Annotated in this window: 15 protein-coding genes; 1 reads left to right on the top strand and 14 read right to left on the bottom strand. The window is 42.1% G+C overall.

Annotated features, from left to right (window positions below; all coding sequences use genetic code 11):
• Positions 1–141: 141 nt before the first annotated feature.
• Entirely contained in the window at positions 142–831 is a 690-nt protein-coding gene (locus H7992_RS10660) for an LrgB family protein (protein ID WP_187047514.1), read from the bottom strand.
• Positions 822–1202 carry a CidA/LrgA family holin-like protein gene (locus H7992_RS10655; protein ID WP_187047513.1) on the bottom strand — a complete coding sequence of 127 codons (381 nt, stop codon included), beginning with the start codon at positions 1200–1202 and terminating at the stop codon, positions 822–824. The genes H7992_RS10660 and H7992_RS10655 overlap by 10 nt, the downstream gene beginning before the upstream one ends.
• A 134-nt stretch (positions 1203–1336) precedes the next feature.
• On the opposite strand from H7992_RS10655, the gene H7992_RS10650 reads away from it, so the two are divergent.
• Positions 1337–1705 carry a DUF2500 domain-containing protein gene (locus H7992_RS10650; protein WP_187047512.1) on the top strand — a complete coding sequence of 123 codons (369 nt, stop codon included), beginning with the start codon at positions 1337–1339 and terminating at the stop codon, positions 1703–1705.
• 227 nt (positions 1706–1932) lie between these two features.
• Here H7992_RS10650 and recO read toward each other — a convergent pair whose 3' ends face one another.
• The 12 genes from recO to H7992_RS10590 all read right to left on the bottom strand — a co-directional run bounded on the left by recO (position 1933) and on the right by H7992_RS10590 (position 12892).
• A complete protein-coding gene (gene recO, locus H7992_RS10645; RefSeq protein WP_187047511.1) occupies positions 1933–2772 on the bottom strand; it encodes a DNA repair protein RecO in 840 nt (279 codons plus the stop codon).
• Positions 2773–3282: 510 nt separating this feature from the next.
• Complete coding sequence (era, locus tag H7992_RS10640) at positions 3283–4200, bottom strand: GTPase Era (RefSeq protein WP_067208394.1); 918 nt, start codon at positions 4198–4200, stop codon at positions 3283–3285.
• Positions 4184–4594, bottom strand: a complete 411-nt coding sequence (locus tag H7992_RS10635; RefSeq protein WP_187047510.1) for a cytidine deaminase — start codon at positions 4592–4594, stop codon at positions 4184–4186. The genes era and H7992_RS10635 overlap by 17 nt, the downstream gene beginning before the upstream one ends.
• A gap of 17 nt (positions 4595–4611) precedes the next feature.
• Entirely contained in the window at positions 4612–4962 is a 351-nt protein-coding gene (locus H7992_RS10630; protein WP_067208388.1) for a diacylglycerol kinase family protein, read from the bottom strand.
• A gap of 7 nt (positions 4963–4969) precedes the next feature.
• Entirely contained in the window at positions 4970–5440 is a 471-nt protein-coding gene (gene ybeY, locus H7992_RS10625; RefSeq protein ID WP_067208386.1) for an rRNA maturation RNase YbeY, read from the bottom strand.
• A gap of 22 nt (positions 5441–5462) precedes the next feature.
• Entirely contained in the window at positions 5463–7589 is a 2127-nt protein-coding gene (locus tag H7992_RS10620) for an HD family phosphohydrolase (protein WP_187047509.1), read from the bottom strand.
• A 73-nt stretch (positions 7590–7662) separates the two neighbouring features.
• Positions 7663–8607 carry a PhoH family protein gene (locus H7992_RS10615; RefSeq protein WP_370569999.1) on the bottom strand — a complete coding sequence of 315 codons (945 nt, stop codon included), beginning with the start codon at positions 8605–8607 and terminating at the stop codon, positions 7663–7665.
• A gap of 4 nt (positions 8608–8611) precedes the next feature.
• Positions 8612–9709, bottom strand: a complete 1098-nt coding sequence (locus H7992_RS10610) for a sporulation protein YqfD (RefSeq protein ID WP_067208381.1) — start codon at positions 9707–9709, stop codon at positions 8612–8614.
• A complete protein-coding gene (locus H7992_RS10605) occupies positions 9702–9959 on the bottom strand; it encodes a hypothetical protein (RefSeq protein WP_067208378.1) in 258 nt (85 codons plus the stop codon). The genes H7992_RS10610 and H7992_RS10605 overlap by 8 nt, the downstream gene beginning before the upstream one ends.
• A 50-nt stretch (positions 9960–10009) precedes the next feature.
• Positions 10010–10510 carry a hypothetical protein gene (locus H7992_RS10600; protein ID WP_187047508.1) on the bottom strand — a complete coding sequence of 167 codons (501 nt, stop codon included), beginning with the start codon at positions 10508–10510 and terminating at the stop codon, positions 10010–10012.
• Positions 10511–10547: 37 nt separating this feature from the next.
• Positions 10548–11528 carry a flotillin-like protein FloA gene (gene floA, locus H7992_RS10595; RefSeq protein ID WP_156476156.1) on the bottom strand — a complete coding sequence of 327 codons (981 nt, stop codon included), beginning with the start codon at positions 11526–11528 and terminating at the stop codon, positions 10548–10550.
• A 32-nt stretch (positions 11529–11560) separates the two neighbouring features.
• The gene (locus tag H7992_RS10590) at positions 11561–12892 is read right to left on the bottom strand and encodes an NfeD family protein (protein WP_187047507.1); all 1332 of its coding nucleotides are present in this window, start codon (positions 12890–12892) and stop codon (positions 11561–11563) included.
• Positions 12893–12910: the final 18 nt, after the last annotated feature.

Here is a 12910-nt window from a genome sequence, read left to right as displayed (position 1 = left end):
CTCAGTAGCGGAGAATGCATAGTTATATTCTCTGCTACTGATTACATAACTAATGTGTACTTAACATACACAATTCCTCTTTGTCTTTTTGTTGTAATAACTCGATTTCTATTTGTTCATCCACTTAATTTTTTTTGCCATTCAATAAAACAACCAAGCTATCAGCGGACCAACGATAGACCCAATAATAGCGGAGAGCGTCATTGCAATGGAACTATAGGATGCTTCCTGCTCCCCGATTTCAATTGCTTTCGATGTCCCAAGAGCATGAGCTGCTGCTCCCAGTCCGATGCCACGACCGATTGCAGTATCGATACGATACCATTTCAAAAATGTTGGTCCTAGAATGATACCGGTAAATCCTGCAATCATGACAAAAGCGATTGTTAGCGAAGTTGCTCCACCCAATTCCGAAGCAATCTGTATAGCTATAGGTGTTGTAATCGATTTAGGTAATAATGACACAACGATTTCTTTTGAGAATCCTGCCATTTTTGCAAAAAGTACACCGCTTACCATACCAAAAAGAACGCCCGTCATTACACCGCCAAGTATGGGAAGCATATTCTGTTTGATTAACTCCCTTTGTTTATATAAAGGGATTGCCAATGATACAATCGCGGGTCCCAGCAACAGGTCAACCCACTTTCCACCGAGCATATAAGTTTCATATGGGACTTTGAAAAGAATGAGGATCAAAATAATGCCAACTGTTGTTGTTAGTATTGGTATGAAAAATGCTTTACGATACTTAAAGTATAACAAGTTCATAACAAGATAAACTGCAATCGTTACAATAACAAAGAGGATTGAATACATCATTACTTGCATGAAATTCCCTCCTTGTTAGCAGATTTCTTGGCAAGAAATTGACTTATATAACTAGAAATCCACATCGTCAAAAACGTGCTAATCATCGTGATTGGTATTAACAGAAATCCTTTTCCTGCAAAAACATGTCCGTAATTCATCACACCGACAGTCGCTGGGATAAAATATAATGGTAAATAAGATAAAAGGAAGAAAGAACCTGATTCAATCCATTCAAGCTGAAATACTTTCAATGAAAGGGCCGCCAACAATACTAAAAGTCCTATTATGCTTCCCGGAAGCGGCAAATGTAGAAAAACTTGAAGCCAGTTCCCCATCAAGACAAAACTGTACAAGACTATTATTTGAAGAACTATTTTTATGTATTTCATAGATAAATCCCGTCTCCTTTCGTATCAGTATAAAGATATATAAGTAAAATATCAAAGACGTAATGAAACTATTTCAAAAATAGAACGTATATTATCTATAACTATCACTCAAAAAACATAAGGAGGTTTTGTACATGTTTTCACCTTTTGGAGAAGCTATGTTTACGTTTGTTCCCATCTTTATCGGCGGAGTTGCAATTATCATTTTTGGTGGAATTATTTTCATTGCTGTGAAATCTATCGGTACGTGGAATTCAAATAATAACTCCCCTATACTGACAGTGCCAGCGGAAGTTGTTACAAAAAGAACCAAGACTTCCGGCGGATCAGGCGATTCATCGGCAAGTACTTGGTATTATGCTACATTTCAAGTCGACAGCGGAGATCGTATGGAATTAGCTGTAAACGGTTCCCAATATGGTATGTTGGCTGATGGCGATGTGGGAATGCTCACTTTCCAGGGGACTCGTTTTAGTGGATTTGAACGGGTAAACAGTGTGTAATATTTTTTACATAAGTTCAAGTATTGAATACGATGGATAAACCGGGCGATGGCGCCTTATAAGTGGTAGAAGAAGCTATGAGACTAGTCTGGCCAAGGGCAGAAGGCTTCCCCTAGTGCCCAAGCATATTTGAATGTAATCTTTACTTCAATTTATTTCTATATAAAAACCCCGAATCTAGACCCTTTTTCATAGGATCCAAGGTTCGGAGTTTATTGTAAAGAGGACTATTCGCCACTCTCTTTTGGTTTCTCTTTTCTAGGTAGCAGTTCGGGTGTCGAGTCGAGCTGATCAAGGAATGATCTCGATTTTAATCGAATCCCCACTTGCTCATCGTAAATTGTTCGGACGAGTTTTTTCATGAAGATTTTTGTCGTCTTCTTTAACGTCAAATTACCGACCCGATTAATTGGAACTGTATAAAAGGTTCGGATCAATTTCAATTGACTGGGTGAAATTCGAATCGCATGCTTATCTACATGGAAGCATCGATGACAAATGAAGCCGATTTGCATAAATGAAAAAGCAAATTCACCTTCTGTCGCTCCACAATTTGCACACTGATGAAGTATTGGATGGATACCAGCGATCGGCAACATTTTCCATTCAACAAATAATGCAATTGCTTCTGGATCATATTGTTCATTGATAGCGTGAAGCGCTTCATACAACAAGCTGTATATACCAGAAATTCGCTCATTATCCTCCGTTAACTTATCAATCAATTCAACAACATAACTTGCATAAGCTGTTGCTTCCAAGTCTTCACGAATATGCCGCATCGAATCAATGGGTTCGCCTTGTTCAAGCGTCCCCATTCCTCTACCCGTACGGATCAAGAATGAACCATGTGTGAAAGGCTGCGTCACAGCAGCTAGCCTGCTCGCTGGTTTCTTCGCTCCACGGGCCATTGCTGTCATCTTACCGCCTTCACGAGTAAACAGTGTCACAATTTTATTGGACTCACCGTACGGGATACCTCTTAGAATGATTCCTTCCCATTTGTTCAGCGAAGCAATCACCTCTTTGTCTAGCTTCAGGTGCCAGCTCCTCGGGTCACAAGTCATTTTGCTGCGGAGGCTAAAAGACGCCTCCTCACACACTACTTTGTGCCTGTCGGAGCTATGCGGCACCTTACGCTTTTCTTTGTCTAGCTTCAGGTGCCAGCTCCTCGGGGTCACAAGTCATTTTGCTGCGGAGGCTAAAAGACGCCTCCTCACAAACTACCTTGTGCCTGTCGGAGCTATGCGGCACCTTATGCTTTTCTTTGTCTAGCTTCAGCGACCCAGATGCTCGGGTCATAAGTCATTCCAGCTATGCGGCAAAGTACGCCGCTCCGCCAGACTGCCTTATGCCTGTCGCATCTTGGCGGGCCGCTTACGCTTTTCTTTGTCTAGCTTCAGCGACCCAGACGCTCGGGTCATAAGTCATTCCAGCTATGCGGCAAAGTACGCCGCTCCGCCAGACTGTCTTATGCCTGTCGCGTCTTGGCGGGCCGCTTACGCTTTGGGCTCACACGAAGTGGGGCATGCATCCGTTGCCGCAGGACGCGGCGAACTTAGGATGCGTTCAATTCATTAATACTCGTCTTCCCTAAATCCGAATTCCTTCAGATGGCCGGGTTTATTACGCCAGTCTTTCTGCACTTTTACCCACAACTCAAGAAATACTTTCGAACCAAGTAGCATTTCGATGTCATGTCTAGCATTTGTTCCAATTTCTTTTAGCAATGCACCTCTTTTACCGATGACAATACCTTTTTGGGAATCACGGTCGACAACAATTGTCGCCATAACATTTACCATTTCCCGTCCTTCTTCGCGTTCAATCTTCTCAATTACAACCGCTATGGAGTGTGGAATCTCTTCTCTCGTTAAATGCAATACCTTTTCACGAACTAATTCAGAAATGATGAATCGTTCCGGGTGATCCGTTACTTGATCATCTGGATAGTATTTTGGTCCCTCTGGTAAATATTTTATCATCGTCTCGAGAAGGCGTTCAACATTATTTCCGTTGATCGCGGAAATTGGCACGATTTCAGCAAAGTCATATTCTGCTGTATACGAAGTAATGATTTTGAATAATTCATCCGGATGAACAAGATCAATTTTATTAATTATAAGGAATACCGGTGTCTTTGAATTCTCAAGAAGTTCCATGATGAAGCGGTCACCACGGCCAATCGGCTCATCTGCATTGACCATGAACATGACCACATCTACTTCTTTCAATGTGTTACGGGCCGTTTTCACCATGAAATCACCAAGTTTATGTTTTGGCTTATGAATCCCCGGTGTATCGATGAATATGATTTGAGATTTTTCTGTCGTGACAACACCTTGCACTTTATTGCGAGTTGTCTGTGGTTTGTCACTCATAATCGCAATCTTTTGTCCGACTACATGGTTAAGAAATGTCGATTTACCTACGTTTGGACGTCCAATAATCGAGATGAATCCCGATTTGAACCCCTTTTTATTGTTCTGCTGCATATGAAAGATCCTCCTTTGAAAATGCGCCTGGTAATAATTTTGCTACAGTTGTTTCTTCAATGTCCCCTTTTAGGTTCGTGAGGTAGACAGGCATCGAGCCATTACAAAACTCCGCAATTACTTGTCTGCATGCTCCACACGGGGAAACAGGTCCTTCTGTATCTGCAACTACTGCAAGCGCTTTGAAGCTACGTACGCCGTCGGAAACAGCTTTAAAAAATGCTGTTCGTTCTGCACAATTGGTCATGCTATAAGCGGAGTTTTCAATATTACAGCCGTGATAGATAGTCCCATCTTCGTCTAACAACGCCGCTCCAACTGGGAATTTTGAATACGGGACATACGCTTGCTCCCGTGCTTTTTTCGATTCAGCAATTAATTTTTCTACATCCATAAAGACACCTCTTTAATTTAGTTAAACCATTTCGGAATAAATAACATTAAACCGATTATTGCACTTCCAATCGCATACACTAAGACCGCGCCTGCTGCGAGGTCTTTCGCTTGTTTCGCGAGTATATGACGCTCAGTTGTTAGTAGATCGACGACACGTTCGACTGCAGAATTCATCAGCTCAAGCGCCAGCATTCCGCAAATCAGAATAATGACGATGAACCACTCTGTCCGCGAAAGACCCGTCATAAAACCCGCTACAATGACGAGGATTGCGGCCATCACATGCACTTTCGTATTCCGTTCCGCTCCTATGCCATAACAAATCCCATTCCATGCGTAGACAAAAGATTGAAGGAACTTCCGCATTGATCAATCACCTCTCGAGTCCGAATGATGCGAGGATCTCCTTTTGCCTGCCGAACATCTCAGCTTCCTCTTCTTCAGTTAAATGATCATAGCCGAGAAGGTGAAGGAAGCCGTGAAGCGCAAGAAATCCAATTTCACGATTAAAATCATGTCCGTATTCCCCTGCTTGCCGCTCAGCTGTTTCTACTGAAATAAGTATATCACCTAAAGCGGTTGGCATGCCTTCTTCAGGAATAATAGCTACTTCACCTTCCGTTAATTCTTCGAGCGCAAATGAAATGACATCCGTCGGTACATTTTTACCGCGATAAGTTGCATTCACTTCCTGAATATCTGCATCTGTCATGAATGTTACCGAAACCTCTAATTCGCCTGCTAGTTCCTCTTCTTTAGCGGTATGGTTTAACAGCTTTCGGATTAAATCCTCGATTTTGTCATCGACTCTAGCTGTTTCATCCTCAAAATGTATTTCCAACATCTACTACTAGCTCCCTTCGTACTCACTTCGGATATTCAATCCGGTTATGGAAAATTCCATTTAACGTTTCACACATAACTCTTTCCGCTTTCTTCAATTCTTTCATAGAAAGATCGCATTCATCGAATTGTCCATCGTTCATTTTATCATTAATGATAGATCGTACGAGAGCTGCAATTTTTTCTGAAGTCGGTTCTTTCATTGATCGTACAGCGGCCTCAACACTATCTGCTATTGAGATAATTGCAATTTCTTTTGTTTGAGGTTTGGGTCCCGCATAACGGAAATCCTCTTCTTTTACATCTTCCCCAGATTCCTTAGCTTTAAAGTAAAAATACTTCAATGTACTTGTTCCGTGATGCTGACGAGCGATATCAATGATTTCTACTGGCATTTTATGCTTTTCCAGAAGTCTCGCACCGTCTTCTCCGTGGGCAATAATGATGTCCCTACTTTTTTCTGGTGGCAATGAATCATGTGGATTTTGACCAGCATGCTGATTCTCGATGAAGTAACCCGGTCTCAGCGTCTTTCCAATATCATGATAATAACTTCCCACTCTGGCAAGAAGTCCATTCGCACCAATCGATTCACATGCTGCGTCGGCTAAATTTGCGACCATAACGCTATGATGATAAGTGCCTGGCGTTTCGGTTAGTACTTTTTTCAGTAGCGGGTGATTCGGGTTCGATAGTTCGATAAGTCGCATATCCGATAATAGTCGAAAGGCAGATTCAAAAAATGGCATAAGCCCAATTGTAAGAGCTCCTGACAATATACCCGAAACAATTGCCGCTATCATATAATACACTAATTCCGTCAAATCGTAAGATGACTGTGTCATTAAGAGGTAAAATCCAATGAACATCATATTTGAAACAGAAACCCCTAAGCTTGTTCGTAAAATATTCGAACGTCTGCCGTTGTCACCGAGTAAATACAAACTGACAATACCTCCGAAAAGTATGTACAATGCGACTTCCATCTGAATGATTGCCGCGTAACCTTCTTGAAGAAGAATTCCTGCTGTTGCTGCTGTGATAATTGTCGTCATTAGTGCAAGTCGCTCGTTCGTCAGAAGCTTAATAAGCATTGGAGCGAGTGCTGTCGGAAACAAGAATGCTAATAGGACATCAAAGTCTTTTTCAATAAGGGAAATGAGTTTCATTATGATGACGAGCAGGAAAAAAACAACTAATACAATGAGCAATGCCTTTTTCTTTACAACCCTATTTTCACTCCAGGATAGGAAATGCATATAAATAATCGCACCGACAAACAGGACAAATAAAATGAGACCTGCCAGCGGTTTCATGGACGACTGATTTGACAATACGCCCGCAAGCTCTAATTGCCTGTATATTTCTTTGTCAATGACCTGCCCTTCACGGACAATCACTTGTCCTTGCAAGATACGGGTAGGTTCAACGCTTTCCCGCGCCTGCTCAACCCTAGCCTTTGTCATTTCCTCATGAATCGATTCCGTCTCTACTACCAGAGAGCGGCTAAGCGTTATTAGAGTCTGTAAGATTGAAGATGAAACTGAATCTGTGAGCCTAATTTTCCGATCTACCTCATAGCGGACTGTCGACAGATCCGCAGTTCGTACCGGCTTCGATAATTCCTCACCTAGTACACCTACTAATACGCTTTGCGCGTTCAGTAAAGCATCTGTACTCTGGGATAAAAGATTAACTATGGCGTCATCACTAAGTCGCAGACTAGGTTCTTCCTTTTCCAAACTGGAAAGTTTAGTGCGCATTTCTGCTACTAATTCTTTAGAGGGCTTAGTAGCTATCTCCGATGTAGTTTGATCAGGCTCATCTTGGTTTTTTACTTCGATTAGAAAATCGAATAAAGACGTAGCGATTGCTTGTCTATTTTTTACAACATCTTCTGAAAATACATAGGAAGGTCCTACTTCATTAGCGGCACGTTCTCTGTCCTGTTCGGTTTTTACTGCGTCCTCAACCGTTTTTAAGGAACGGATAGTATCTGGTGCAATTTGAAAAGCTTTCAATTCATACGTTTCTTTTTTCACACTGCCATACATGAATGAAAAAAGGAGTACAGTGGATAGGCCGATTAAAAATAAGGATAAATAATTGAATTTAAGTGATTTAAATAACTTTCTAATTGGTTGGAACATTGGAATCTCTCCCCCTGCTTCTCTATAGATATAATCAGAGTAGCGATGATTCTAAAGAAAAAGCAGTCACTTTCTATGACTGCTCCTGTTCGTATGCTTCAATTATTTTCGCAACAAGTGGGTGACGAACAACATCACCTTGCTCTAAGTACTGAAAGTGAATATCTCCAACTTTTTTAAGGATTGATTCTGCAACGATTAAACCGGATTCAGTGTTTCTTGGTAAATCAATTTGTGTTTTGTCGCCGTTGATAACCATTTTCGACCCAAAACCGAGACGTGTTAAAAACATTTTCATTTGTGCTTTTGTCGTATTCTGTGCTTCGTCCAGAATAATGAATGCATCATCGAGTGTCCGTCCCCTCATATAAGCGAGCGGCGCAATTTCGATTACCCCTCGTTCCATAAGTCGATCCGTTTGTTCCGCTCCCAGAACATCGTGTAGCGCGTCGTACAGCGGACGAAGGTATGGGTCAACTTTCTCTTTTAAGTCACCTGGAAGGAAGCCTAGACTCTCTCCTGCTTCAACAGCGGGACGGGTTAAGACAATTCGCTTCGCAGAGCCCGTTTTCATAGCTAAAACAGCTAGTACGACCGCTAAGTACGTTTTCCCCGTCCCAGCCGGCCCGATACAGAATACAAGATCTCTCGATCGAATTGCGCTGACATATTCACGCTGACCGATTGTCTTCGCACGAATCGCTTTACCTTTCATATTCCTTGAAATTTCTTCATCGTACAACTCTGCAAAGTATTCAATTGTGCCACTTTTCACCATCTCGAGCGCAGTCGAGACATCTCGTTGATTGATATTAATGCCTTTACGTATTACTTTCAACAACTGTTCCAAAAGCTCTTTAGCCGAATTCCTACTATCTTCAGCACCACTGATTGATATCGTGTCGCCTCTAGTTAATACTGAAACATTTAACTGCTCTTCAATCAGTTTCATATTCTGATCAGAAATTCCGAGAAGCATTACTGTTTCATTCGGGTCTTCAACATGTAGTTGAATCATTTGCTCATCCAATAGGCTCAGTCTCCTTGGGAATCAGTCTTTTTTCAGCAATATTGTCATTGATAAGAAACAATATAGTCCCTCTAACTTTATCATTATCGAATGTCACGTGTAAAACTTTTTCATCTTTAATAATTGCTTTCGAAAAAGATTCCGACATTAATTTGTTTTTTAATAAGGGAATTATAACTGTTTCTTCCATTCCCTCAATCAATTCAAAGTGCCCTGCGGTTTCCTCCATATATCTTTCTGTTTCGATGAAAGACCCTAGAGACCATCCTTCTTTACCTTGCTGCTTCCATGGGAGGTTAAAAGAATAGTTCACAATTTCCTCACCCTGTAACTGGAATTTAATTTTTTTCGGAAGAGTAAAGGTGTATTCAACCCAATAATCCGCATACACGGCACCATCCGCTCCAACAACTGTCGTTTTATCACCTTGTTCCAATATACCTGTGGCTAGCACGTCCCCTTTCTTTACAGTCTGATGAACATGGCCGACCCTTTCCCCTTTTTCTAACGCAAAACGCGTTATAACGCCTCCTGTACGCGCTACAAGGTGTGACGGTGATTCGTTCTCTTCAATAATGTTAGTTGTGGGTGGTGATAACATCGGAATAATTGTCAGAGACGTTCCAACTCGTCTAAATCTAACCCACGATAAAGCAGGATCATCGAGCATGAGCTCTCGTCGAATTTCACCTTCATCAGGAATTAAAGCTAAGGGTCTTAACAAAACGATAGAGCTTTTTTCAAGTTTCTGCTCAATTCTGTCCACTACTTCCGGCATATCCGATTCAACATCTACTGTCCAAAGGAAAAATGAGGCAACGAAAGGAATGAGACATGCGATTAGGAAACGGCTAGATGTGAAAAGTCCAATTGAGCCTGATTCAAGATTCGCAATTGAAATGGCTACTTTTAATCGATAATGCCTTCTGTTACGCCGGATAGCACGAAGTCCGCTACGATCTGTTTGAAAATATGCCACCCCATCGACAACTGATAGCGATGTAATTTTTGTTCCAATTGTGACAAGTTTAGTGAGGAATCCGGAAAGGTTGCCGTCGCCTGATATTTTGATAGCATACCTTTTACGCATTGCGCTCCGCTTCCTTGTCTGCACCTGTAGTCACATTCATTGTGGTAATTGAAGTGAATGTGAAAACAGCAACTTCTTCTGATAAAGTTTCAACTGTTAAATCAGTGCCTATCGCCTCAATCCTGTATTCACCACTGCTAATGATCGCGAAATCGGGGCCAAGTTTCAACAAAGAATAAGGGCCATTAATTCGTAATGAAGCGAAATCTTCAATTGTAACTGATGAACCGGTCTGAAATAGTCTTTTCAAAATATAAAACCCCCTATCCACATCGTATGATTCGGATAGAGGGTCAATGCTTATCTTTTTGATTTCGGTGGGCCATAAATTTCAGAGAACACAATGCCTTTCAGCAAGTCCCCTTGACTTTTCGGCATTAAATCGTGCGATTGTATAGCAGACACAGTTGGACGTTGACCACCATGTGCAGACAATCTTCCACTATGTCGATTCACGGATGAATCTGGGCGTTCGATGTGACGATTCGCTGATGAATTAGTACGTTCTTTTCTGTCAGCAGTTGGTCTTGCAGGTGGTACTACTACAGGAGCTGAAGGAACCGTTACTGTTGCCTGTTGCTGCTGTTTTGGCAGCTGGCGGATAGGTGGTTCCGCATCTGCTCCTGCCATTTCTCTCTGCAATTCACGGTACATCTCTTTTAATTTAGTTGTAGGACCCTCTGGAGCGTTCCCCGTTGCCGTGGACGGCTTAGGCTTTGGCCCCTCAGCTGGATCTTTTTTCTTGCCCCTAAAAAAAGATCCGACAATTGCCAAAATGATAAAAATGATTATCTGTTCCATTCGTGCATCCCCTTTCCAGGAAATGGCTCCTCAAGTATTAGTTCTTCTTAATTTCTGTAGATTCCTTATCTCCGCCAAAGTTACTGATGGAGTCACGCATTCCTGTATCTGCCTGGATATTTTTATAATTCACATAATCCATGACACCAATATTGCCCTTACGTAGCGCTTCTGCCATAGCAAGCGGAACTTCCGCTTCAGCACTGACAACTTTCGCACGCATTTCTTCAACTTTCGCTTTCATTTCCTGTTCGTTTGCAACTGCCATTGCACGGCGTTCTTCTGCTTTTGCCTGTGCAATGTTTTTATCAGCCATTGCTTGTTCAGTTTGAAGTTCTGCACCGATGTTTTTACCAATATCAACGTCTGCGATATCAATTGATAGAATTTCGAATGCAGTACCTGAGTCAAGACCTTTTGCTAGAACAGTTTGAGAAATCATATCAGGATTTTCCAATACTTTTGCATGGTCGATAGATGAACCGATTGTCGAGATAATACCCTCACCAACACGGGCAACGATTGTTTCTTCACCTGCACCACCGACAAGACGGTCGATGTTTGCACGTACTGTAATACGCGCTTTTGCTTTTACTTCAATCCCGTTCATTGCCACACCGGCGATGAATGGTGTTTCAATAACTTTCGGGTTAACGGACATTTGAACCGCTTCTAGAACGTCACGTCCTGCAAGATCGATTGCAGCAGCACGTTCAAATGTAAGTTCGATGTTCGCACGGTGTGCAGCGATCAGAGCATTGACAACACGGTCAACGTTCCCTCCCGCAAGATAATGACTTTCAAGCTGATTAATTGAAACATCGAGTCCAGCTTTATGTGCTTTAATAAGCGGATTAACAATTCGACTCGGAATAACCCGGCGAAGACGCATACCGATCAATGTGAATATACTTACTCTAACGCCTGCTGCCATTGCTGAAATCCACAGCGCCACAGGAACGAGTGTGAAAAATGCTGACAATACGATGATTGCTACAACTGCTATTACAACGACCATTACTAAACTTCCTGAACCTAAGAGTCCTGCCATTATTTAATTTCCCCCTTTTCTACTGATTCCCTGACTACAATCCGGGAACCTTCAACCTTTACAATGATAACATGTATTCCTTTAGCGATGTAGCTTCCTTCAGAAACAACATCGATTCGTTCTCCATCTAACTCAATTGCACCAGATGGTCTAAGTGCAGTCGATGTTTTTGCAATGCGTCCAAGCAATTCAACCCTGTTCACATTCGAAACATAACCACTTTCCGTATCAGTTGTATCCATTAGCACAACCTTGTTGAGCAAGTGCAGTTTTTTACCGAAAAATTTCATAATAATCACCATCCCTATAACAGCGATAGCAACCGCGATAAGGACAGAAATCGCCATATACATCGGATTGCCGCCCGCCATAATGATACTACCTATAATTGCGAGCGTTCCAATGACACCTGCTATACCATGGGGCAAGAAGAATTCCGCTACGATGAGAACGACCCCTATTAGAAACAGGATAATCGTTTCATAACCCGCAAGCCCGGCAACAAGATGTCCGTAAAAGAATAGAGCTAATGAACTAGCAGCCATCGTTCCGGCTACACCAAATCCTGGCGAGTACATTTCCAACACAAATCCAAGTCCCGCAATTGATAAAAGAATCGGTACAACGACCGGATGGGTGATGAAACGAGCAATACTTTCCGTAAATGTTTCATTTGTTGAAATGATTTCTGCATTTTCAAGGCCTGTTACTTTTAATAGTTCTTTGAATGATGCTACGGTTCCTTCACTGTATTCCACTTCTTTTGCTTCATCCGCTTTCAAAGTCAGCAAATCGCCCACACCAGCACGGTATTTAGGAAGGTCAACTTTAGGGTCCGCCATAGCCTGTGCGTAAATCGGTTTTCGCCCGTTTAACTCAGCGGCAGTTATCATATCTGCAACCCACGCACTCTGAGCTTTGACAGTAGCCGCGTTTCCTTCCGAGTCGATTACTTGAGCCGCTCCTATCGTGGCTGTTGAGGACATATAAATTTCATCAGCATGAAGAGCTATGAAAGCGCCAGCAGACATCGCTTTATTATTAACGTAAGCGATTATTTTCAAGTCACTGTCATCCATTAGCCTGGCAATTTGGTCGGCCGCATCAGTAAATCCACCCGGTGTATTAATCTCCAAGATTATTGCCTCTGCTCCCGCCGCATCCGCTTCCGCAAATGACCGCTGTAAAAATGCGTACAATCCTTTCTCAACTACGTTCTCAACTGGCACTTTATAGACTTTCGAAGCTGCAGCTCCCGTTTCTAAGAGTGGGAATGCTAACACAGATACGAATAAAATGAACAGGAGAACCCTTCCTATCATTTTATGCATAGTATTTTTCACCTCTCT

Source organism: Sporosarcina sp. resist, from assembly GCF_014302295.1.
Lineage (GTDB): Bacteria > Bacillota > Bacilli > Bacillales_A > Planococcaceae > Sporosarcina > Sporosarcina psychrophila.
The sequence above is the reverse complement of the archived record's forward strand: the minus strand, read 5'-3'. Positions and strand labels throughout refer to the sequence as shown.